Origin of the sequence: Methyloceanibacter caenitepidi, from assembly GCF_000828475.1 — a bacterium.
GTDB classification, from domain to species: domain Bacteria; phylum Pseudomonadota; class Alphaproteobacteria; order Rhizobiales; family Methyloligellaceae; genus Methyloceanibacter; species Methyloceanibacter caenitepidi.
Window position 1 is genome coordinate 1,863,563 of record NZ_AP014648.1, and the last position, 22,862, is coordinate 1,886,424.

Consider the following 22,862-nt stretch of genomic DNA (forward strand, 5'->3'; position numbering starts at 1 on the left):
GCATGGCCGAGAAAATCCTGTTTCTGACCGGACACCTGGCGGAACCGCGCTTGAAGGCGGTTCTCGAAGGCATGAAGCCGGAATTCGAGTGGCGCGTCGAGGACATCGGCGTCAAGGTCGCGGCGCTCATGACCGAAGACATCATCATGCGGCGGCTGGAAGATGCGCGCGGCGCCGACAAGATCCTGTTGCCCGGCCGTTGCCGCGGCGACTTGGACAAGCTCTCGGCTCACTACGGCGTGCCTGTCGAGCGCGGACCTGACGAGGTGAAGGACATCCCGGTCTTTTTCGGCCGGGCGCGCCGGGCCTCCGACATGTCGAAATACGACATCAACATCTTCGCCGAGATCATCGACGCCACGGCGATGAGCGTCGAGGATATCCTCGCCAGTGCCGAAGACTACAGTCATCGCGGTGCCGACGTGATCGACCTCGGCTGTCTGCCGGATACGCCGTTTCCGCATCTCGAAGACACGGTGAAGGCCCTCAAGGAATATGGCTACAAGGTCAGCGTCGACTCGGCCGATCCCGAAGAGCTCCTGCGTGGCGGACGGGCAGGGGCCGACTACCTGCTCAGTCTCGATGAGACGCGGCTGCACATCGCCGACGAGGTGTCCTCCGTACCCGTCCTGATCCCCGCCACCCACGGAGATATGGACTCGCTGCGCCGGGCCATGGCGGTGCTGGACGAGAAGGGGCTGCCTTACCTGGCCGATCCGGTACTCGACCCGATCAATTTCGGCTTCATGACCTCGCTGGAGCGCTATGCGCAATTGCGCCGGGAGCGGCCCGACGTGGACATCCTGCTAGGCACCGGCAATCTCACCGAACTGACTGAAGCCGATACGACGGGTATCACTGCGACCCTGATCGGGATCGCATCGGAGCTGAACATAAAGAACGTGCTTGTGGTGCAGGTGAGCCCCCATACGCGCAGAACCTATGAGGAGCACGACGCGGCAAGGCGCTTGATGTTCGCGTCGGGCGCCGACGGCGAGTTGCCGAAGGGCTATACGGACGAGCTGTTGGGGCTGCACGCGAAGCGTCCGTTTCCGTTGACGCCCGAGGAGATCGCCGAGAACGCCGCCGCCGTGCGGGACAAGAACTTCCGCATCGATGTCGCCGAGGATGGCGTGCACATTTACAACCGCGACGGTCACCACGTAGCCGAGGACATCTTCGAGTTCTTTCCCAGACTGGACCTCGAAGGCGACGCAGGGCACGCCTTCTATCTGGCGGCCGAGCTGGCCAAGGCGGAGATCGCCTGGCGTCTCGGCAAGCGCTATGCCCAGGACGAGCCGCTCGATTGGGGCGTGGCCGCGGACAAACCCAGTGAGGACAGGACGCGCCTCAAGGAGGCGGGCCACACGCTTGCCATCAAGAAGAAACGGGAGGAGTCTTAATGTCGCTCGAGGTGCCGGCATGCCCATGATCCGCGAATGCATCGTCACGACGGTGAGCGACGAAGGAAAACTCCATATCGCCCCGCTGGGGCTTATCGAAGATGGCGACGGTTGGGTCATTGCACCGTTCCACCCGTCGACGACCCTCGACAATCTCAGGGCGACCCCGTTCGCGGTCGCGAGCTTCACCGACGATGTCTTGGTCTTTGCTGGCTGCCTCACCGGCAACAAGGACTGGCCGACAAGGCCGGCCCGGCACATTCCGGGTGCATTCCTGGAGAACGCGCTGGCTCATCTCGAGCTCGCGGTCGAGCGCGTGGAGGAGGACGACCTGCGCCCGCGCTTCCATTGCCGTATTGTGTATGAAGGCAATCATGCCCCGTTCAAGGGGTTCAACCGGGCCCAGGCGGCGGTGATCGAAACGGCAATCCTGGCCACCCGCCTCAAGATGCTGCCTCGCGAGAAGATCGAGACGGAACTGGCCTATCACCAGATCGCCGTCGAGAAGACCGCAGGGCCCCGTGAGCACGAAGCTTGGCGCATCCTCGTCGAGAAGATCGAGGACTTCTACAAGCGTAGCGCGACTTCTGATTGAGCAATTACGCGCTGGCCGAATCCGGCAGCGCGACGTCTGCTGCTTCCGTAGCGCGGGCAACATCCGCAAACGGCCGGAACATGCGCCGGTAAGCGCCCGGCGTGAGACCTGTCGATCGCTTGAAGAGCCGGCGAAAGAAGGCGAGGTTCTCATACCCCAACTCAGCGGCAATTTGCTCGAACGCGGCAGAGTCCGTCTCGAGGTGGCGTTTGGCCTCTTCGACACGCAGGTTCTGGACATGACCGATGAGGGTTGTGCCCGTGGCGATCTTGAACCGACGCTTCAGACTGCGCTCAGGAATCTCGGCGAAGGCGACGACCTTCGCGACGGCGTTCCGATCTTTGTAATGCGCCGCGAGCCAGTCCTCGCACTTGCGGACGACTGAGTCCGCATGGGACTGTTGGCGAACCAACGACGCGTAGGGGAGTTGGCCCTCGCCATGCCATTTGAGCAGGTAGACCTTGGCGATCCGCAAGGCTTCGCCGGGACTACAATGGCGCGCGATGATGTGGATTGCCAAGTCGTGCCACGAGGTCGTCCCGCCGGCCGTTACGATTCGGCCCGATGCGTCGGCGAAGCAGAGATTCGGCTCGGGACGAAACTTGACCTTGGGATAGTGCGTGCGGAACAGGTCCTCGTAGCCCCAATGCGACGTAGCCTCTTTCGCGTCGAGCAGGCCCGTGGCGGCAAGCATGATCGATCCGGAGCAGGCGGAGTAGATCGCACTGCCTGCGCGGTAGCGCTTCCGGATCCATTCGAAGAGCTCCGGATATCGGTTCTTGAAATCGTCGTCAGGCGCAAGCCAGAGTTCCGGCAGTATGACAATGTCTGCCGCAGGATCGTCGTCGAGCGACAGGTCGGGCGTGACCGGGACACGGTTGCCGCATGAGAACGGTGTTCGGGTGATGGACACAATTCGGGGACGGATGGGATGTGTCTGCTCGCCGCCGGCCAATTGCTGCCAGAGATTTCCGGCGGCCGCCAGGACATCGACCATCCCGTAGAGCGCGGAGCCTGCGGTCTCCGGCACGGCAACGATGAGCGCCTGAAGGGGCTCTTTTTGCTCGTTCATGCCGAGATGTTGGCACAAATGGACCCCTTTTGACAAAAACCGATCTGAGTGGAGCCGTTTGGCGTCTTTACCTTCTGTCTTACACGCAGGGTCAATGGCTGGCCCCGCGCAAGACGACAGGAGGAAGAGATCATGACGATGCACGAAACGATCACGATGAACGGACTGGATGTGAACGCCGCCCAAGCCACGATCGAGGCCCTGAAGGCTGACTCGAGCTTGGCCAAGTTCCAGTTCCGGGCGCGCAACAAATGGGTGTCTGGCGGTGAAAACCGCTCCACCATCAAGGATTTTTACGGTGCGGGGCGCGAGGACACATCCCGGACCGCGGACTTTGAGTTTGTGAACGGGGAGCCGCCTGTGCTGCTCGGCAACAATGAAGGCGCCAACCCCGTGGAGTTCCTGCTGCACGGCTTGGCAGGGTGCGTGACGACCACGCTTGTCCTTCACGCGACAATGCGGGGCATTGCCATTCGCGAGCTCTCCACGGAGCTGGAAGGCGATATCGACCTGCAGGGTCTTCTGGGGCTCGATCCCGACGTGGCGCCCGGCTACCGGGAGATCCGCATTCGCCTGCATATAAATGCGGACTGTTCCGAGGAGGAGCTCGAAGAACTCATGGCCTGCGCGCAGGCGCATTCGCCCGTTTGCAATACGGTTTGCCGGCCCGTGCCGGTCGTAATTGAGAGAGTAAAGGACGAGTGACGGTCAGGCGCGGTCCGCGCCGATGCATGCGGACCGCGCCTCAGATTTCGTCGGCCATCGAGGCGAGTTTCGCCACTGTGTTTATGTTGCGGGCCGTGCCGTGAGCAGCTGCGGGGACCTTGAGTTTCGACCGCCCCATGCCGTCCGGATAGTGGATGTAAATCTCGCGTTTCCCAAGGTGAAGGGTCTCGTTCTTCTGACCGGAGACAGCATCAATATCGCGAGCACCGGGTGCGCCATCGAGAAAGAGCACCATGACTTTGTTCGGTGATGCATCGCGGAAGGGGTTGCCCGCCAGAATCGCCGAAAGCTCGTACACGGTCCGCACGAACACGGCGACGGGCTTCCCCGCATAGGCCTCAAGCGCCTCTTCGAGCTTGGCCTTTACGTCAGGCTCCGTGGCGTCGCTAGAGAAGACGACGTTGCCGGACGCGATATAGGTGCGTGGGGAGGAAAAGCCGGCGCGTTCGCATAGCGTTAAGAGATCGCGCATCGCCAGCTTGCCGGTGCCACCGACATTGACGGCACGGAGCAGGGCGGCGAACGCTGTCATGGTCGCCGCCCTCGCTGAGCGCTAGGCGCGTGCCTTGGCCGGTTCGGTGAGGTAGGAATTCACCGACGACAGCAACAGGTGATAGGCGCGGTCGACAATTTCCTCGAGCGACTGGGTGCGCGCGAATATCTTGTTGGCCTTGGCCATGAGCTCTTCGCGGGTCGGCAACTGCGGCACGTGTACATGCGCCAGAGCGTCATGGGTGCGGCCCTGCGCGCGCGCCAGGGCGTCGCGCAGCGCGTCAAGCTCCACGCCGTTCAGCGTGTTGGAAATGGTGCTCGCGATGCGGGCGGAATTGAAATGACCGGCGAGCTGTTCGGCCGCACGGTTGATGACGCCGACGCCTAGGCCATGCTCGTTGCGGACGACCTTCTTCGGCGGCATGCGCAGATCCCAGACGATCCCCACCCAGGACAAAGCCTTGAGGATGTAATAGGTCGGATCCCATTCGTACCAGCGGAAGCCCTGCCGCACGCTGCTTTGGAACGCGTGGTGATTGTTGTGCCAGCCTTCGCCCATGGTGAAGATGGCCAGGAGCCAGTTGTTGCGGGAGTCGTCGCCGGTCACGTAGCGCTTCTTACCGTGCACGTGGGCCAGCGAGTTGATGCAGAACGTGCCGTGATAGACGGCCACCGTGCTCCAGAAGAAGCCGACGAACAGCCCCGGCCAGCCGGCGATCAGGAAGCAGATCACGGCCAAAGCGACGGCCGGAACCAGCGGGTACTTGTCGAGCCAGCGAAGTTCCGGATAGCGCATGAGGTCGGCGACCTTCTCCGCGTCGAAATCGTCATGCTGCCGGGCGAAGATCCAGCCGAGATGGCTGTAAATGAAGCCGTGCTGACGCGGGGAATGAGTGTCGAGTTCGGTGTCCGAATGCAGATGGTGATGCCGATGCTTGGCGGCCCACCAGAGGACGCTCTTCTGTGCGGTGCTTTGACACAGAACTGCCAGGACGAACTGAAAGGCCCGGCTCGTGGAATACGCCCGGTGAGAGAAGAGGCGGTGATAGCCCGCGCCAATGGCGAAGATGCGGATCCAGTACAGGGAGATGCCGAGAATGGCGGCCTCCCAGGTCACGCCGGACCAAATGGCGCCGAAACAGGCAAGATGTACCAATAAAAAGGGAATCGCCGACGGGTAGACGATATCGTCATGCACGTCGACGGGCTGCGTCTCACTTGCCATATTCGTCATAAATCCTTTGCAGTTCAATTCACTAACAGCGCGAAACGGTATCGGAAACTTCGAGAATCAAAGCCTTGCGCTATCTCAATGTGGGAAATGTCTCGCCCTCAAGCAAGCTGTGCCACGGCGACGGCCGGCGCGCAACGGGAGACCATCTCTTGGGCCTCCTCGGCGCACGGGGTCAAGTCGGCGAAATCCCGATAGGGACGGCCCAGCCGGCCGGCGAGGGCGACCGCCAAAAAGCGCCCGCAACCGGCCCCGACGATGGGGGCCTCGAGGCTGAGATCGTCGCGCTCGATCACCGCACGGGCGTCGGCCTCGACCTGGTCCAGGAGGCGCCGGGCCAGGAAATGGGCCAGGGCCCTCCAGGCCACGATGTCCGCGTCCTCGGCGTCGCGCCCCAGCATCCGGGCCAGACGCGCCGCGCTTTCTTCCAGGTCCTTGGCCCGATTGTCGGCAGACGGGAAGGGGTCGGCGTCCTCCGGCAACTCACCGGTGAGCCGGTAGACGTCGGCCATGGTGGCGAAGCGCTCGGCCGCGAGGCCTTGCATCCGGCCCTTGAACGGCGCTTGCGAGGCGATTGCCATCACCGGCGTGCGGACGACGCCGCGATAAATCAACTCACCTTCCGTCAGGCGGTCGCCGTCGGTTCGGCCTGCCGCGCAAGGGCGGCCTTCTTTGAAGGGAATGATGTCCGTCGTTGTCGTGCCGGCATCGACCAGAAGGCCGCTCTCTTCGACGGTCGCCGCGAGGGCGGCGCTGGCATGCCAGTTTGCCGAAGCCACGCCCTGCCAGCCGGTAACGGCGCCATGTGCATCGACAAACCCGCCGAGACTGTAGAAGCGGACCTCGTCGCCGACCGCCTTGCGCATCAGACCGACGAGATAGGCAACGCCCTCGTAGCGGCTGGCGAAGACGTCGGAGAGTTCGCCGGTCATGGTGACGGCGTGGCTGGCATTGCTGTCGCCGACGAGCCCGAGGGCTTCCTCGACGGCGAGATCGAATTTGCGGGGCTCGGTGAGGGCGGGGCAGGGAATCTGCGTGACGGACGCCACCCGGCCGTCCTCGACCCGCGCCAGCTTCACGTTGACGCCGCCCAAATCCCACCCAAAACGAATGGCCATTGAGACCCCATTTCCTCCGAAGTGATTACCCACGACGTCATTTCCCCGGACGCCGATACGCGGCATGATAGCTACGAGATTCGAAAGGCACATTTACCATGGCGCCGACATCCGAAATTTCCGGGAATCAGCCCACTGTCTCCTTCGCCGTCGTACCGGTGCTCGATCTAAAGGACGGCGACGTGGTGCATGCGCGGGCGGGCAAACAGGCGCGGGCGGGAAAGCGCGCGGATTACCGCCCGATTGCGACCCCATTCGGGCCGCCGCACGATGCGCCGGCTATCGCCAGAGCGCTTCTCGGTATCACCTTCTCGCCGGTTCTGTACATCGCCGACCTCGACTCGATCCTGGGGCGCGGCAACAATTTCGAGCTCGTTCGGGCCCTCGCCGATGCGGTTCCCGAAACCGACCTCTGGGTCGACGCCGGTTTCTCGAACCTGGACGATTGCGCCTTTTGGCTGCCCCTCGGGGCGACCTTGGTCGTGGGTAGCGAGACCATCGGCAGCCTCGACGACTGGAAGGCGATGTGCGGGAGTTTCGGCCGCAATCTGGTCCTGTCGCTCGATTTCGACGAGCAGGGGCTGCGGGGGCCGAAAGAGTTGATGAGCCAGCCTGACCTCTGGCCTGACCGGGTCATTCTCATGAGCCTCGGCCGCGTGGGGACCGAGACGGGCCCCGACCTCGATCTGTTGCGCAAGGTCGTCGCCAGCGCCGGCGACCGGCACGTTTATATCGCCGGCGGTATAGCGACCAAGGACGATCTGGCCACAGTCATGGATGCGGGCGCGAGTGGTGTGCTCGTAGCGACGGCGCTGCATTCGGGTGCCATCGGACAAAAAGAAATCGCCGCCCTCTGGGGAGGACGGCGATCTCAAGTCTGACAAGCGGTCAACCCCGCGAATTAGAAACCAAGTTTCTTGAGCCACCGACGTATCGGGCCCGGCTCATCTTCGCCACCGGAGGTCGCCCGATCCGCAGCTTCTCCTGTTCAACCAGCGGCGAACGGGTGGGCGGCAGAGTCCTTCTTGGCGGTGACTTCCGAAGCCTTCGGCTCGCCGGCGACGGCGCGGGCGATGGCTTCCTTGGTCGCCTGATAGTTGAAGTCCTGGATCTTCTTGTCGTCTGCGGCTTCCCAGTGAATGAAGACGCCAACGCAGACATAAAGATCGTCAGCCTGGTCAGCCGGGATAACACCCTCGGCGACGGAGTCAGCAACGGCCTTGGCAACCGCGTACTGAGCGGGGCCAAACATCTGAACAGCCTGACGGGCGTCCTTGATGGTGACCTTGTTGTAAAGGATCGTGGCCGGCTTGCAGAGCAGGTTCGGAGCAACAACGGCGAGCAGCGTGGTGAAGCCGTCCTTGTTGTTCGTCAGCGCGTTGCAGAAGGCCGACTCGGCGGCGCTGCCACGCGGGCCGAGAATGAGATCGATATGGGCAACTTCGTTGCCATCGCCGACGAGCGACTCGCCGATGCATACACCAGTGATTTTGGCCATGAGGCCCCCTCCCTAGTACGTGAGACGTGATCAAAACAAAACAAAGGCACCGCCGGATTGCCAGCGGAACCAACGGAAGAGCACAGGATGCGCTCCAGCGTTCGCAGCCCCACTCGGGGCTCCGCGAGGGTGAACATAAGGCCGGACCTGAAGGATGCAAGCCGATTGTTCGCTGTTCAGACCGATTTGGGCCGATTTCTTTGTAGGAAGTTACCCGCCGATAAGGGCGCCCGCGAACACCGTTGCAACCGTAAGGTCCGCCGATGTCCCGGGATTCAGGCCGCGCTCCTTGAGCGAGGCGTCGAATGCGGCCAGGGGAGCCGCCATTTCCTGCGGCATGTGTGTCTGCGAGAGCCCCGCTTCTATGGGCCGGGCCTCTTCGAGGACGTCGCTGGCCGTGTGCGTTCCGAATTTCCGTTCGATCAGCGTGTCGGGGATATGAGCCAGAAACCCGAGATAGACATACGTCGTGACCCAGGGGACATCGCCCCACCGCTCGGTTCCGCCCGCGCGCCATTTGAGGCCGAGATCGAAAATGTCGACGAAGTCGTGCGCATAGTTCCAGGCGATCCGGTCGTGGGACTGGGCGGCGCGCATGGCGTCGAGCAGCGTTATGTCTGGGTCTGAAGTGACGTCATGCTCGCGAGCCGTTCCAAGCCCACCGGGCTCGGCCATCCGGATCGCGCGGTAGGCGGCCTTGGCATCTTCAACCGTCAACGACGTGAGGACCAGGGTGAGAGCCTGTCGCAAACCGGCTCCCGCGGAGACAAGTGCGGCCTGGGCGAGAGGGGCGGCGAGCAGAATGATGCCGAGATTGGTGTTGTGGCTGACCACAGCACGCGTGGCCTCGACCGCCGCTTCGATGCGCTGTCCAACGCTGAGCCCCGCCGCGGCGATGGCCGGTGCGGCAGCGGCTGCGCTTCTCTCGAAGTCGGCGACCTCCATGCCGTGGCCGTCCGCGTGACGATGGACGTTCCCCGGCTTCAGGGCGTCGAGTTCGGCCATGCAGGCGTTGTGGAAGGCAGTCGCAACGGCATCGCTGGTCAGCGGCGCGCTCACGCTTCACCTTGCGCATTCTGAATGCTTTCGGGCAACGCCGCGGCGAGGAACGCATCGACCACGGTGTCGGAGAGCCTGAGGCTCGTGACTTTCTGCAATCCATTCCAAGCCGGCATGGAGTTGACCTCCAGGACGAGAAAGCGTCCGTCGCGTCCTTGGATAATATCAACGCCTGCGTAGTCCGCGCCAACACAGGATGCGGCCCGCACGGCGAGATCCGCAAGCTCCTGGCTGGCGATCGCGGCTTCCGCGCGCGCGCCGAGCTTGATGTTGGTGATCCAGTCCTCGCCGTGGCGGATCATCGAGGCGACAACGCGCCCGCCGCAGACGAACAAGCGCCAATCCTGGTGGTGTTCCTGAGCAGGCGGGACGAACTCCTGCAGATAGTAGACGCCATCGACGGCTTCGGGAGGGGACAGGTCATTCGCCGTTTCGAGCAAGCGGATGCCTTTGCCCTGAGCACCGAAGAGCGGCTTCTCGACAGCCTTGTGGCCCTCCGATGCCAGGCGTGACACGAGTTCTTCCGCGGTCGCGCGGTCGACGCCCGCGAAGGTGCGCGGGGTCGGCAGGCCGGCCTTCTGCAGAAAGAAGGTGGTCGTGGACTTGTCGACGCAGCGCTCGATAGCCCGGGCATCGTTCCAGACCGTAACCCCAAGCTCCCGCAAGGCGTGCAGCAGCCCGAGATAGAGCGTCACCTGCTCGAAGCTGCCGCCCGGAATGAAGCGGACGAACGCGCCGCGCGGGCAGTGGTTCCCAAGCCCGGGGATCGAAAGGCCCGTGGCCGTCTCGGTGGAAAAGCCGCACTGGGCGAGGGGCGCGACCAGGGGCCGGATGCCCCGCCGCTCGAACGCGCGCTTGAGGCTCTTGCCGTGCCAGTCCCGTCCATCGCCGAACAGGACGATGGTCGGAGTTATGGGCATCTCGTGGGTCATCGCCCCTCGATCGTCCCTTACGAGAACGACCGATTGAGGACGGCGTCATCGATGGCGCCGCCTTCAAAGCTCTTGCCGGTCGACAGGCACGTCACCGTTACCTTCGCCGGACTGAAGAGCATGGGATCGATCTGGTAGAAGTCACCTTTGACGGCCGCGAAAATCTCCGCGAACGGCTTGCCGTAGTCCTTCGAGTTCTTACTCGGCAGTTCCTTGGCGAGCTTCTTGGCCGCCGCTTCGTCGCCTTTCACGTAGAGCTGCGCGCGGCCGCCATAAATAATGGCGTCATTGGTGCGGCCCATGGCTTCCACGAAGCCCGGAACGGGCGGCGGGATCGGAACCGTCGCCATGCCGTCGACGATATCCTCGAGCGGGAAGTGCAGCTCGTGGGCCTTGTGGAGCGCGACTTCCAAGCTGCGGCCGGCGACTTGTACCGAGCCCGCAAGGCTCGATGTCGGCGCAAACAGGAAGGTCAGCTTCTCCGGCGGCAGGCCGCAGGCTTTGGCCACGTCCTCGACGAGCGCGGCAGGCGGCGCGTTGTCGGCTTCGAGCACGAGCACCGCGGTCTCCGCCTTGTCGCGATAATCGAGCTCCTTAAAAAGCGGTTCCGACGATCCCATCGCGCGGGCGGGACCCGACCCCAGCATGTAGAAATCTTTGCCGTCGGCATCCTTGCCCGAGATGCTCCAGCCTGCGTACTGCGACCCGAGGCAGGCGAGAACCGGCTGGCTCGTGTGTACTGAGATCAGGAAGGGCCATTTATCGCTGGTAGAGGCCGTCTCGAACGAAACGACGCCGAGTCCGGCGAGGCAGATTTCGGCGAGGCGGCGCCCCGCTTCGAGGCCGCCCACCGAATTCACGCCGCAGTCGATCAGCGTTTCCCCCAGAGAGCCTTTGGATACGCCAACGCGCAATGCATCGGCATTGTCGATCAGGTCGCGCACCAGTGGGGCGACCTGAGTATTCAAGCTTGGTTTTGTCATAGGATCCTTTGTATTCGGCGGGTCGTCTTCTTATTGCGCATGTCAGTCCCGGACCGATCAGTCGTCGACACGTCCATTATGGGCGGAAAATCGATCCGTGTACGATGGATTTTAGACCACATTCAATGCCGCCAGTAGCTCTCTGGCGCGCGTTTGAACGAGGCTGCGAGCCTCATCCCCCGATTCCGCCCGCGCCAGTAGAGTGCATATCGGGCGCTCTTTGTCGATCTGTTCTCCGGGTTTGGGCAGATCGGCGGCCCCCTCCGGCCAGACCATCCGCTGGGGAATGGTAAGGGCTTCGGGCGCGAAGACGATCATCGAGGCGGCTGCTTCTTCGAAGGCCGGTACCTCAGCGGGGAGTTGATTGTGCAGTGCAGCGTTCACATGGACATCCATCAGCGGCAGCGATGCGTGTTCGAAGATGTCGAGCGTCGCTCCCGGCCGTGGATTGACCTCGAGCAAGATCGGCGCGTCGGCATCGAGCAGGAAATCGGCGCTGTTTAGACCTTTCAGCCGGAATTCCGCGGTCACCCCTGCGACGATCTCGCCCATGCGTTTGGCGGCCTCGGCCCCGAGCCGCGCGGGTTGTGCTGCACCGCCATAACGCCACGGCCTGCCGGGGGCCGGTGCGCCCCATTGTTCGCTGAAGCCGAGCACGGCTGCCTGAGTTCCGTCACCCGCGAAGAGGGCGGAGATCGGCCGCCCCGGGACAAGTCTCTGAAAATAGGCATTGGTTGTGGGTGTCCGGCCGCGGGCCGGTGCGATATGGCTCCCGCCGGCGCCGCCCGGCCGCTTGGCAACCCAACCCTCGGGATCGGGCGGCGGCTCGAGGCGTGTTTCGGGATGGGGGATGGCCATCCGTTCCAGCGCCGCGAAAAAACGCCCCGGATCGTTGATTTCGGAGACGGTTGCGGCGTCATTGCCGACAATCGTCCACCGCGCCGCGATTCTCGCCAGAAGCTCTGGCCGGTCCTCGAATCCCGAGCCATAGACCAAACCGCGCGGTGGGGAGGGCGCTTCCGCGCAAAGGGCGTCCAGGATGCGGTCTAAGGAGTCCCATTGGAAGCCGTGGGCGATATCGCCTGGCACTTTGCGCGCCCGGTGAGCGAGGGCCTGGGTGTCAAGGTCGGCGAAGAAGTCAGCGACCAGCGGTACATACCCTGCATCGGCAGCAGCTCGGGCCAACGCGCGGCCCGAGACCGCGACGATGAGGAGCGAACCGCGCGCGGGCACCGGCAATTTAGGAGGTGAGCTCCTGAGCCAATCGGTATGCGGCGCGGAAGTCGAGATAGACCGGCTCTTTGGCCTCGATCATCTCTTTGAACATGCCGATTTCTGTCTTGTACTTGATGTCGCCGATCGCCAGCGCGCCAATGCCGACAGCGCCGTCCGCACCCTCCACGGGGACACCGTTGTCCTTAATGCCGACGCCTTCGATGCCTAGCGGCGGAACGGCATTCACGTCTGCGACGACCTTGAGGTTCTTCGCGGGCTTGAACTGCTCGAGGCCTAAGATCTGGCGCCCGGCGGGACCCGCCGAGAAGATGACGTCGGCGCTCTGCGCGAGCTCTTCCTTCTGTTCCTCAGTCGTGCCGTCCGCGTAGCCAAGATCGACGTTGAAACGGTCATTGGCTTCCATGGTCAGGCGGCGCACGCGCTCCGGCCCGTCATAGCCGACGAGAAACGCCTTGGCTCCGTCCATCGAGGCGATGACGGCGGAGGCGAAGGCAACCACGCCCGTGCCGCCATAGACGATGACGCGCTTGTCCTTAAAGTCCGTGTCGAAGGTCTTCTTAAGAGCCGTCTTGGCGCAGGCGACCATGGCCGCGGCCGTGGTGAAGGATCCGGCCGGATCGGCGAACACCGATACCTCGAACGGCGGCACCATTGCCTTCTTGGCCTTGTCCATCATGTCGAGCGATTCGATGGCCCGCTTGCCGCCGATGAAGACGGCCTGGCGTTTGATGCCCTCGGGGCTGCGGGAGAAGATGGCGTCCTGCACGAGGCCGTAAATGTCCTCGATCGTGGCGTTCGTGTAGGGAATGGCGTGATCGTAGCCGGCGTCGATTCCCATGTTGATGTCGAACGGGCTCATATATTTGAGCGGCGTGATCATGTGCAGAATACGTGGCGGGGCCATCGCTGCCATCTCCCCAGACTTATGCGGCCGGCGCGCTCATCCGCTCGATCGGCCGGCTGTGTTGCTCTTGTGACTTCCGCTTTAGCACATCGGGCGGGACTGGAAAGAACCTCAAACGCCTGTTGCGCCCAGATTATTGCTCGAGGTCAGGTGCGAGACAGTGATCTCGGCGCCTTCGTTGCGCCCCTTGGCGATCACGAGTTCCAGGGCTGACCCGCCGTCGTGCACGCCTGCGACCTCGGCGGCGATGGCGAGCAGGCGTTCCGCCTCGGTCTCCGAAACGGCAAATGCAAAACCGGTCGGTCCCCAGGAACTCTGGCCCAGCCCGGTAACGCCGTCCGCCCGCAAGGCTTCGAGGACCGCGCCGACGCGCGGACTGGTGAAGATGCCGCCTTGGCTCGGCGCGAAATAATCGCCCATGCGTGCTTGCAGGTATCCGACCTCCTCGCAGAAGACGTCGAAACTCTCGTTCTGCAGCGCCGGCAGAGCGCGTTCCAGAACCCGTCGTTCCAGGGCTGCCCGCGCATCTTCGGAATACGCGGGTGCGGTTTCGAATGCCGCGACCTCGTCGGCACCGTCGAGGCCCTTGGACTGCGGATCGAAGATCAGCAGGGTCCGCCACTGCTCCGGGAAGGGGACCCGTGCCACGAGCTGCGGCAGGGCGCCGTCATACGGCCCGCTGTCCAAAACCGCACCGCCCGCTTCGAAGGTCGCGATGCCGATCCCGGAGCGCGCTCCGCGTCCCAGAATGCCAGCGATCTCCGGCGCGGACAGACGTAGTCCTTCCAGCGCCCCGAAGGCCGCGCCGACGGCGAGCGCGAGCTGGGTGCCGGAGCCGAGCCCGGCATGAGAGGGGATGGATTCCGCGACATCCAAGCGATAGGTGCGGTCGATGCCGCAGGCCTCGGCGACCGTCGCGAGGTAGCGCGCCGCGCGCTCGGCCTCAGGCCCCGTCACCGAGGTTTCGCTCGCCCGGTGCAGCGTCAGCCGCGTCCACGGCTGGTCGAGCGACAGCCCGAAGCTGCCGAAGGGGCGCGCCGTCCGTCCGCTGGGGTCGAAAAAGCCGAAATGCAGACGCGCCGTCGTGGCGACGGACACGGCCGGTTCGGGGTTTTCGTCGCGGGTTTCGTCTTGGGACTGGGACAACTCAGCTAACGTCGTTTCCATACGGGACAAAATTTCTTGGGCACCACAACTCGAGCACTAGAACATGCCATTCGGGTTCGCCGAACTTTGGGGCGCAACTTGAAGGACGTCCCAGTGCTCGACAACCTTTCCCGCATCGTCCAGCCGGAAAATGTCGATACCGATCCAGTCTTGATCGCCGGGCCATTCCTGGAGGCAATGCAGCACCACGAAATTCCCTTCGGCCAGGACCCGCTTGAAGGTCACGCGCTTGCCGGGATATCGGCGGTGCATCTCCTCGAAGTACTCGATGAACCCGTCTTTCCCATCTTTCACGTGTGGGTTGTGCTGGGTGTAGGTGTCGCCAACATAACGCGCGACGGCTTCAGCTGGGCGGGACTGGTTGAAGGCCAAGTCGTAGAAGGCCATGGCGGTCTCTTTATTGCGTTCAATGTCGGGCATACGCGTTTCCTTCGACCCGCCTCCATTGATCCGCTCAAGGCCCGCCGATATGCTCGGTGTGGCTACGGTTTAATGAGCGACGCAAAGGTTCCAGATGTTGCGGCGCACTGTTTCAAAAGACGAGAGCGATGGCAACGAAAGAGCGCACCTACAGCGATGCAGAGGTTGAGGAACGGCTCAAGAAAGAGCTTCCTCACTGGTATCTCGAAGATGGCTGGATTCGCCGCAAATATAAGACCAACAGCTGGAAGGGCACGCTGATGGTGATCAACACCATCGGCCATCTGTCCGAAGCGGCCTGGCACCACCCGGACATCACCGCGTCCTACGCCTGGGTCGAGGTGCGGCTGATGAACCATGCGGCAAAAGGAATCACCGACAAGGACTTCGAACTCGCTAAGAAGATCGAGGATGTCGTGCACTGGCAGCCTGGCGCCGAAGGCGGTTCCCTGGAAGGAACGCCCGAGGACGACATGCGTTTCTCCTATATCAAATACGACAAGCCAAAGACCTAGCCGTTCACTCGCCTGCGTCATCCGCAGGGGATGTTGTCTGCGCGCGCCGATCAATCTCGATATGGTGCCGGATGACTGCAAATTTGTCCCCGAACGGGAGCGGCCGCGCTTGCGCCAAGGGAACCACCTGTTTATCTGTGTAACGAGTTCAATAAGAAGACTTCGGGGAGGACAACGAGTTTGGACAGCACGCTCCAACGTGCAGCGGATTTACTCGCGCAAGCACGTCTCCCGGTTTTCGGCGGTCTCTTTACCGATGTGAATGGCGCCACGGCGGCGCTGGCCCTGGCACAGAAACTCGGCGGTGTGGTCGACCACGCCGCGAGTGACGGCATGTCCCGAGCCGCACGCGTGATGCGTGAGACAGGCTCGACGCCAGCGAGCTTTGGCGAAGTCCGCAATCGCGCCGACACGGTCATTCTGATTGGCGACGGTCCGCGCGAACGCGACGCCGATCTCCTGGAGAAGCTGTTTCCAGCGAAGAACCTGCCGCGCCCGGGCGACAATAAGCGCGAACTGATTGTCGTCGGGACGAAAAAGGGAAAGACGCCCGCCGGCGTCCGGACCACCGAGATCAATGGCAAGAACGCACTGCCGGAACTGGTGGCCTTGCTGGCGGCTGCCACCCGTGAGTTGCCGTTCGAGATTCGCGACGACGCTCTCGGCAAGAAACTCCTGTCAGCAGCCAAAAGGCTGCGCGACTCGGCCTTCGCGGTGTTCGTCTACGATCCGGCCGAGCTCGAGGAGCCGGTGCTGCATACTGTGCTTGAAACCGTTCGCTTGCTCGTCAAGACGACCCGTGCGGCGACGCTTTCTATGTCCGTGCCCGGAAACGGCGAAGGCGTCAATCTCTGTTCTATCTGGACCTGCGGCCTGCCGGTACGGACGAGCTTTGCCGGCGACACACCAGAAAACAACATGTGGGCCTTTGAGACAGAGCGCCTCCTCAAGAGCGGCGAGGCCGATGCCCTCGTTTGGATCGACGCGCTGGACGGCGCCGAAGCAGCGCCGCCGACGCGGGCCTTTCGGGGTATCCCGTCCGTCGTGCTGTCGTCCAAACCCGTGAAGGTTGGCCGAGACGATGTGGTGATCGAAGTGGGTGCGGCCGCCGCCGACCACGATGCCGCGGTCTACCTGCCGCCCATCGCGGGCATCGGCGTGGTCAAGGCCACGTCCAAAAAGTCCGACAAGCCGACCGTGGCTGATGTGTTGAATAAGATCGGTGCGCTGATCGACGAAAAGGGAGCCGCTTGATGCTCATCCAGCTTAAGGGCGGCCGCGTGATCGATCCCGCGAACAATCGCGATTCCGTGGGCGATGTTTATCTGGAGGACGGCCGCGTTGTCGCGGCGCCGGAGGGGCGCGAGCCCGACGAAGTCCATGACGTCTCCGGCAAGATCGTCATGGCGGGCGCGATCGACGTGCACTCGCACATCGCCGGCACCAATGTGACGCTTGGCCGGCAGTTGATGCCCGAATTGCCGATCATCGCCGCTTCTGAAGGTCAGCCCTTCGGGCCGTCTCCCGCGGCCTGGGGCTCCTATGCCACCGGCGTTCGCTACGCGGAGATGGGCTACACCACGGTGATCGAGCCTGCGATGATCCCGACCCACGCCGTTCAGGCGCACAAGGAGATGGCGGCGATTCCAATTATCGACGTCGCAGGCCTCGTGGTTCTGGGCAACGACGACTACACGCTCAACCTGCTGCGCAAGGGCGACGTCAAAAGCGATGAGCTGAAAGACTATGTCGCTTGGACCTTGGCCCACTCGAAGGCGCTCGGTCTCAAGGTCATCAACGCTGGCGGTTCCGAGGCCTTCAAGTTCAACGCACGTACGTTTGATCTCGATGAGGAGGTGCCGGAGTACGGCGTCACCTCGCGGGGCATCGTCGAGGCGATGCAGCAAGTCATCGCCGATCTCGGCGTGCCGCATCCGCCTCACGTTCATACGAACAATCTCGGGATCGCGGGCAATGTCGATACGGCCGTTGCGACGTTGAAAGCGACCGGAGGTCACCCGATCCACTTGGCGCATATCCAGTTTTACGGCTACGGCAAGGAAGGCGATAAGAAGTTCTCGTCGGGCGCACCGGCGCTCATGGAAGCGATCAATAAGCACAAGAAGGCGACGGTCGATGTGGGTCAGGTCATGTTCGGCCAGACCATCACGATCTCCGGCGACGTGCTGCGCCAGTTCGACGGACGCCGCGCCGCCAACCCGAAGAAGTGGGTGATCAACCAGGCCGAAGGCAACGGCACGGGCGTCGTGCCGTACAATTACAAGAAGAAGAGCTTTGTCAACGCGCTCCAATGGGCCATCGGCCTCGAGATTTTTTTGCTCGCGGAAGACCCGTGGCGGGTGCTGTTCTCGACCGACCATCCCAACGGTGCGTTGTTCACGCGCTATCCGGAGATCTTCCATCTGCTGATGGACAAGAACGAGCGCTCCCGCTGGTTCGATGCGCTGCCGGAAGCGTCGCGCCAGGTGTCGGGGCTGGCCGGTATCTCGCGCGAGATAACTCTGTCCGAACTGGCGATCATGACGCGCGCGGCGCCGGCGAAAGTTTTGGGCCTGACCGACCGCGGTCATTTGGGTCCGGGCGCCGTGGCGGATGTCGCCGTTTACGCCGACCAGAAGAACAAGACGAAGATGTTCTCCGCTGCCGACCTCGTCTTCAAGTCAGGCAAGCTCGTCGTGCGCAAGGGCACTGTCGTCGATGTGAGCTGGGGGCGGTGCTTCCACGTCGATCCCGGTTTCGACCGTCAGATCGTGAAGCGCGTGCGTTCCTTTTACGAGACCTATTATGGCGCCGACCCGTCATGGTTCGGCGTGACCGAAACCGTTTCCGATCGTCCCGATCGGTTCGCGACCATTCGTTGTGCGAGCTGACATGCCAGAGCTGAAAGTTAAAGGCGTCACCATTGTCGAGACGTTCGCGGAAGCCTTCCCCATGGTTGGCACGCGCGTCATCATCACCGCGCCGACCGCCGAGTGGGCGATGATCTCCGCCCGCACCATGACGGGTTTCGCGACGTCCGTGATCGCCTGCGGCGCCGAAGGCGGCATCGAACGCCCATTGTCGAAGTCCGAAACGCCGGATGGCCGTCCCGGCGTCGCCGTGCTGCTGTTTACGATGGATGCGAACATGCTGCAGACGCAGCTGCGCAACCGGGTAGGGCAGTGTGTGCTGACGAGCCCGGGTTCGGCTTGTTACGCAGGGCTAGATGGCGAGAAGTCGCTGAAGCTTGGCTCTTCGTTGCGGTTCTTTGGCGACGGTTGGCAGATGTCGAAAGTCGTCGGCGGCCGCCGTTACTGGCGCATTCCCGTCATGGGCGGCGAGTTCGTCTGCGAGGAAAAGACCGGCATGACCACCAAGGCCGTGGGTGGCGGCAACCTTCTCGTCGTCGGCAAATCGCACAAGGCGGTGCTCGCGGCGTGCACGCGGGCTGTCAAGGCCATGGCCGACGTGCCGGATGTGATTACGCCGTTTCCAGGTGGCATCGTCCGGTCCGGCTCGAAGGTCGGATCCAAATATGCAGGCCAGATCGCATCGACGAACCATGCCTACGCGCCCGGCCTTAAATGGCACAAGGATTCGGAACTGCCGCCGAGTGCGGAAGCGGTCTTGGAGATCGTGATCGACGGGCTGACGGCGGATGCGGTCCACGAAGCCATGGAAGTGGGCATCCATGCGATTGCCAAGGGTGGCGCGCGCGAGGGCATCACCCACATCACGGCCGGCAATTACGGCGGCAACCTCGGGCCCCATCACTTCCACCTTAAGGAGATTGTCGGGTGAGCGCGCTTAGTTTCGAGCTCAAGGGACGGCCTGACCAACGGCTGGACTTGTCGTCGTTGGTTCCAAGCCGTCTCGACGGCCTAAACCGCAAAGAGATCGAGGCGTTGTCGGTAGCGACCACGCGGGAGACTCTGACGGTCGGCGACGCCTTTAAGGTGAAGGGCAGGGATGTCCAGAATATTCACTTCGCCGGCACGGACGATCGTTGCGACAAGATCGGCGCAAAGCTCGCCGGTGGCGAGATCTTGGTCGATGGCGATGCTGGCATGCTGCTCGGCGCGCAGATGAAGCGCGGCAAGATCGCGGTGGAAGGCAGCGCGGGCGTTTCCGCCGGCGCGAGCATGTCCGGCGGCGAGATCAGCGTCCGGCGCGACGTGGGCGATCAGGCCGGCGGCGTCGCCTTCGGCGAGACCTTCGGCATGAAGGGCGGGTTTATTTCCATCGGCGGCGACGCGGGGTCGCTTCTGGGCGAGCGTCTGCGTCGCGGGCTCATTGTGGTTGGTGGCAAGGCCGGCGACTACGCGGGCGGCCGGATGATCGCCGGCACGCTTCTGCTTCAAGGCGGCGCCGGCCGCTACGCGGGCTACGGCAACCGCCGCGGCAGTCTCATCTTTGCCGACAAGCCCCGCCACCTCATGCCGACCTATGTGGATAGCGGCGTTTTGGAGCTCGACTACCTGCGCCTGCTGGAGACTTGGCTCCGCGAGCAGGGGCTGCGGATCCGCCTCGGCGGCCGCGCCCGCAGGCTCATGGGCGATATGGCCGTTCTCGGCAAAGGCGAAATGCTGATCCTCGAATAGGTCGAGACAGTACTCGCCGGCGGCACTTGACGCCGGATGGGCGCTTCCCCTTTATGCTGGGCGTTTAAGCTGGGTCGCCTTGCACTTTCTTCATGACGTCTTCGCCTTTCGTTCTTCTTGATGACAGCCTCACCTCCGGTGAGCGCAGCCTGCTGTTCGAGCAGGCCGAGGAGATCGTCTGCGTCGACACGCCCGAGGACGTCGATGCCGGCCTTCAGCGTATTTCGGACGGGCTGGCGCGCGGGCTCCATGCGGCCGGATATTTCTCCTACGAACTCGGCTATTGCCTCGAGCCGAAACTGGCCGGGCTTATGCCTCAGAACCGCTCGGTGCCGCTGTTTTGGGTGGGCCTTTTTGGGGAACCCAAGCGGATGGGAGACGAAGCTGTCCGCCACTGGCTCGGCGAGCGCGGCGGGGCAGGGCACGCCAAGATCTCAAACTTGGAGCTGTCCTGGACCCGCGAGGAGTACGGACGGGCGTTCAGGACCGTTCAGGACTACATCGCCGCCGGCGACGTCTACCAGATCAATCTCACCCAGAAATATCTGTTCGACTTCGAGGGCGATCCGATTGCGCTGTATGCGGCGCTGCGCCGGAGGCAACTGGTCGCCTATGGGGCGCTGATCGAGACGCCGGACGTTGCCATTCTCTCGCTCTCGCCGGAGCTGTTTTTCCGGCGCGAGAATCAGCAGCTCTCCACGCGGCCCATGAAGGGCACCGCCCCGAGAGGCCGGACACCGCGCGAGGACGCGCGCCTCAAAACCTGGCTCGCCATGGACGAGAAACAGCGCGCGGAAAACCTCATGATTGTGGATCTGCTGCGCAACGATCTCGCGCGGGTCTCGCGGATCGGGTCGGTGGAGGTGACGGACCTGTTCACAGTCGAGACCTATCGCACCGTCCATCAGATGACTTCGGGGATCACCTCGGAACTCCGCTCCGACATGGAGCTCGCCGACATGCTCCGCGCACTGTTTCCGTGCGGCTCCATCACCGGTGCGCCGAAGGTTCGGGCTATGGAGATCATCCGTGAAGTGGAGAAGGAGCCCCGCGGAATCTATACCGGTGCCATCGGCACGATCGCGCCCTCCGGCGAATGCCAGTTCAACGTGGCCATTCGAACCGCAGTTCTGTCGGGCGGGCGGGGTGAGATGGGCATTGGTGGTGGCATCGTCGCCGACTCGAAGGAAGACTCCGAGCATGCGGAGTGCCTCCTCAAGGCGCAATTCCTGACCGAGTCCGGCGGGCCGTTCGAACTGATCGAAACGCTGCGATGGCAGAGCGAGCGCGGCTATCACCTCCTCGAGCGGCATCTTCTGCGGCTACAAGCGTCAGCGGCCTATTTCGGCTACCGCTACGACCGGAAGACCGTAGTCGCGGCATTGGAAGCGGAGGCCGTCAAGATCACCTCGCCCGTGGCGATGGTGCGGCTGCTGCTGTTCGAGGACGGGACAGTGCAGGTCAGTTCGCGTGAGATCGAGTTGCCGACCAAGGACACGGTCTGGCGCTTCGTCATCTCGGACCAGCGCGTCGACGAGACGGACCCATTCTTCTATCACAAGACCACGCGGCGTCAGTTCTACGACCGGGAGATGGAGCGGCAGAAAGACCTCACCGGGTGCGATGAGGTCGTCTTCCTCAATAAGCGCGGTGAACTGACGGAAGGCACGCGGACAAATCTCTTCGTGGAAAAGGACGGGCGCTTGTTCACGCCCGCGCTCCGCTGCGGACTTCTTCCCGGTACGTTGCGCGAGGAACTCCTCGATCTTCCGCGCGCCGCCGCCAGCGAAGCCGTCCTGACAGAGGCCGATCTCAAGCGAGCCGATCGGGTTTATCTCGGCAATTCGGTTCGGGGGCTGGTTCGTGCCGAGATCTCGAAGGATTCCGGAGGTCCGGACCCGGATCGCTTGGGCTGATCGCCTGCTGGGCTGAAGAACCAATAGGCGCCCCCAAAAGAAAATGCCCAGATCCGAAGATCTGGGCGCTTTCCGGTGTGCGCTCTGCGTTGCGCTCCCCACGCGTTCAGTCGCGTCAGGTCGTCTTGGAACTCTTGTCGTCCGTGCTGTCCTTGGTCCGTTCCGTCTGAACCTTTTCGGCGGCCTTGCCGAATGACGCGGCGATCTCAGACCAAGCGCGCAGAAAACCGTTGCCCACTTCCTGAGCGCCCTGACGGAGCGGTTCGGCGCGGTCCCAAAGTTCGCGGGCCTTGTCCTTGGCCATTGCGGCGGACTTCTTACCTTGCTCGGTCAGCGTCGCCTGCGTCTGGTCCGCTTGGTCGAGGGCCATCTTTTGCAGCTCTTCGATCTGTGCGGCGGTCGTATTGCGATAGGCATTGGCGCGGCTCAGCACATCTTGGAAGCGCAATTCCATATTACCGAGAACGGTTTCGCCGAGGGCACCGGCGTGATCGCGCAGGGACTTCACCTGGTCGCCGAGCGTTTCCAGGTCGCGCTGCAGATCATCCCACTCTTTTTCGGCCAGCTTGGTTTTGTCGGTCTTCATAGGGTCGTTTGTCATGTTTGTCTTCTCAGTCTCTTGGACATCATCGGTCATGGCGGGTCTCTTGAGGCTTGGACGAAGAATCAACTGTCAGTGTGTTCGTAGCGCAATCAAGTGACGATAGGACAATTCCCCGCAACTCCTTGTCCTGGAACAAGGACTTGACCTCTACAGCAAGACCGACCGCTTTAGGGGCGGTACGGTCGAACCTGAAACAGGACCTTGTTCGAAGCCTCCAGGGTATCTCTGGTGATACTTACACATTTGGTCTGTTACGCCAGACATCAAGGGGGACAGTGTTGATTTGAAGGGCGCCTGTCGTAGCCTACCGGGCGTCCGGCCAGGGCAGGGACGAGTCGCGGCTCCACTCGCCGCGGCGCGGGGACCGGCGTCACAAATCAATTCGGGGGA

General features: G+C 63.0%; 23 protein-coding genes. 10 read left to right on the forward strand and 13 right to left on the reverse strand.

Translation table 11 applies throughout. From position 1 onward, the window contains the following. Positions 1–2: 2 nt before the first annotated feature. Positions 3–1,403: a DUF6513 domain-containing protein gene (locus GL4_RS08580; protein ID WP_045369803.1), complete on the forward strand. Its 1,401-nt coding sequence runs from the start codon at positions 3–5 to the stop codon at positions 1,401–1,403. 19 nt (positions 1,404–1,422) lie between these two features. After that, on the forward strand, positions 1,423–1,998 hold the full coding sequence (locus GL4_RS08585; protein WP_045366690.1) for a DUF447 domain-containing protein: 576 nt from the start codon (positions 1,423–1,425) through the stop codon (positions 1,996–1,998). A gap of 4 nt (positions 1,999–2,002) precedes the next feature. Here the strand turns inward: GL4_RS08585 and GL4_RS08590 are convergent, their stop codons facing one another. Further along, positions 2,003–3,070, reverse strand: coding sequence for a GlxA family transcriptional regulator (locus GL4_RS08590; RefSeq protein ID WP_045366692.1), 1,068 nt, complete (start codon positions 3,068–3,070; stop codon positions 2,003–2,005). A gap of 132 nt (positions 3,071–3,202) precedes the next feature. Here GL4_RS08590 and GL4_RS08595 point away from each other — a divergent pair, with 132 nt between their 5' ends. After that, entirely contained in the window at positions 3,203–3,775 is a 573-nt protein-coding gene (locus GL4_RS08595) for an OsmC family protein (protein ID WP_197539031.1), read from the forward strand. 40 nt (positions 3,776–3,815) lie between these two features. Here the strand turns inward: GL4_RS08595 and GL4_RS08600 are convergent, their stop codons facing one another. The 3 genes from GL4_RS08600 to GL4_RS08610 form a co-directional block, all read right to left on the reverse strand. Beyond that, positions 3,816–4,328, reverse strand: a complete 513-nt coding sequence (locus GL4_RS08600) for a DUF1697 domain-containing protein (RefSeq protein WP_045366694.1) — start codon at positions 4,326–4,328, stop codon at positions 3,816–3,818. A 21-nt stretch (positions 4,329–4,349) separates the two neighbouring features. Beyond that, the gene (locus tag GL4_RS08605; RefSeq protein ID WP_045369807.1) at positions 4,350–5,513 is read right to left on the reverse strand and encodes an acyl-CoA desaturase; all 1,164 of its coding nucleotides are present in this window, start codon (positions 5,511–5,513) and stop codon (positions 4,350–4,352) included. 107 nt (positions 5,514–5,620) lie between these two features. Further along, a complete protein-coding gene (locus GL4_RS08610) occupies positions 5,621–6,637 on the reverse strand; it encodes a hydantoinase/oxoprolinase family protein (RefSeq protein ID WP_045366696.1) in 1,017 nt (338 codons plus the stop codon). Positions 6,638–6,735: 98 nt separating this feature from the next. On the opposite strand from GL4_RS08610, the gene GL4_RS08615 reads away from it, so the two are divergent. Further along, positions 6,736–7,518 (forward strand): HisA/HisF-related TIM barrel protein, encoded by a 783-nt coding sequence (locus tag GL4_RS08615; RefSeq protein WP_045366698.1) that lies wholly within the window; start codon positions 6,736–6,738, stop codon positions 7,516–7,518. 107 nt (positions 7,519–7,625) lie between these two features. Here GL4_RS08615 and fae read toward each other — a convergent pair whose 3' ends face one another. The 8 genes from fae to GL4_RS08655 all read right to left on the reverse strand — a co-directional run bounded on the left by fae (position 7,626) and on the right by GL4_RS08655 (position 14,836). Beyond that, entirely contained in the window at positions 7,626–8,135 is a 510-nt protein-coding gene (fae, locus tag GL4_RS08620; protein ID WP_045366700.1) for a formaldehyde-activating enzyme, read from the reverse strand. A gap of 210 nt (positions 8,136–8,345) precedes the next feature. Continuing rightward, positions 8,346–9,194 (reverse strand): triphosphoribosyl-dephospho-CoA synthase, encoded by an 849-nt coding sequence (locus GL4_RS08625; protein ID WP_342016305.1) that lies wholly within the window; start codon positions 9,192–9,194, stop codon positions 8,346–8,348. Further along, a complete protein-coding gene (locus GL4_RS08630) occupies positions 9,191–10,126 on the reverse strand; it encodes a RimK family alpha-L-glutamate ligase (protein WP_244462594.1) in 936 nt (311 codons plus the stop codon). Before GL4_RS08630 ends, GL4_RS08625 begins: the two co-directional genes overlap by 4 nt. A 17-nt stretch (positions 10,127–10,143) precedes the next feature. Continuing rightward, positions 10,144–11,109, reverse strand: coding sequence for a methenyltetrahydromethanopterin cyclohydrolase (mch, locus tag GL4_RS08635; RefSeq protein WP_045366702.1), 966 nt, complete (start codon positions 11,107–11,109; stop codon positions 10,144–10,146). Between the two features lie 111 nt (positions 11,110–11,220). Beyond that, on the reverse strand, positions 11,221–12,342 hold the full coding sequence (locus GL4_RS08640; protein WP_208430878.1) for an ATP-grasp domain-containing protein: 1,122 nt from the start codon (positions 12,340–12,342) through the stop codon (positions 11,221–11,223). 7 nt (positions 12,343–12,349) lie between these two features. Further along, a complete protein-coding gene (locus GL4_RS08645) occupies positions 12,350–13,249 on the reverse strand; it encodes an NAD(P)-dependent methylenetetrahydromethanopterin dehydrogenase (RefSeq protein ID WP_244462595.1) in 900 nt (299 codons plus the stop codon). Positions 13,250–13,360: 111 nt separating this feature from the next. Next, the gene (locus GL4_RS08650; protein WP_045366708.1) at positions 13,361–14,416 is read right to left on the reverse strand and encodes a beta-ribofuranosylaminobenzene 5'-phosphate synthase family protein; all 1,056 of its coding nucleotides are present in this window, start codon (positions 14,414–14,416) and stop codon (positions 13,361–13,363) included. Positions 14,417–14,452: 36 nt separating this feature from the next. After that, positions 14,453–14,836: a nuclear transport factor 2 family protein gene (locus GL4_RS08655; RefSeq protein WP_045366710.1), complete on the reverse strand. Its 384-nt coding sequence runs from the start codon at positions 14,834–14,836 to the stop codon at positions 14,453–14,455. A 128-nt stretch (positions 14,837–14,964) separates the two neighbouring features. Between GL4_RS08655 and GL4_RS08660 the strand changes: the two genes are divergently transcribed. The 6 genes from GL4_RS08660 (at position 14,965) to pabB (ending at position 21,868) form a co-directional block, all read left to right on the forward strand. Further along, positions 14,965–15,351: a 4a-hydroxytetrahydrobiopterin dehydratase gene (locus GL4_RS08660; protein ID WP_045366712.1), complete on the forward strand. Its 387-nt coding sequence runs from the start codon at positions 14,965–14,967 to the stop codon at positions 15,349–15,351. Positions 15,352–15,531: 180 nt separating this feature from the next. Then, positions 15,532–16,605, forward strand: coding sequence for a molybdopterin-binding domain-containing protein (locus tag GL4_RS08665; RefSeq protein ID WP_045366714.1), 1,074 nt, complete (start codon positions 15,532–15,534; stop codon positions 16,603–16,605). Continuing rightward, complete coding sequence (locus GL4_RS08670) at positions 16,605–18,242, forward strand: formylmethanofuran dehydrogenase subunit A (RefSeq protein WP_045366716.1); 1,638 nt, start codon at positions 16,605–16,607, stop codon at positions 18,240–18,242. Before GL4_RS08665 ends, GL4_RS08670 begins: the two co-directional genes overlap by 1 nt. A 1-nt stretch (position 18,243) precedes the next feature. Beyond that, positions 18,244–19,152: a formylmethanofuran--tetrahydromethanopterin N-formyltransferase gene (gene fhcD, locus GL4_RS08675; protein ID WP_197539032.1), complete on the forward strand. Its 909-nt coding sequence runs from the start codon at positions 18,244–18,246 to the stop codon at positions 19,150–19,152. After that, entirely contained in the window at positions 19,149–19,952 is an 804-nt protein-coding gene (locus GL4_RS08680) for a formylmethanofuran dehydrogenase subunit C (protein ID WP_045366718.1), read from the forward strand. Before fhcD ends, GL4_RS08680 begins: the two co-directional genes overlap by 4 nt. A gap of 92 nt (positions 19,953–20,044) precedes the next feature. Further along, a complete protein-coding gene (pabB, locus tag GL4_RS08685) occupies positions 20,045–21,868 on the forward strand; it encodes an aminodeoxychorismate synthase component I (protein ID WP_045366720.1) in 1,824 nt (607 codons plus the stop codon). A 115-nt stretch (positions 21,869–21,983) separates the two neighbouring features. On the opposite strand, the gene GL4_RS08690 is transcribed toward pabB, so the two are convergent. Further along, positions 21,984–22,469 carry a hypothetical protein gene (locus GL4_RS08690; protein ID WP_156137472.1) on the reverse strand — a complete coding sequence of 162 codons (486 nt, stop codon included), beginning with the start codon at positions 22,467–22,469 and terminating at the stop codon, positions 21,984–21,986. Positions 22,470–22,862: the final 393 nt, after the last annotated feature.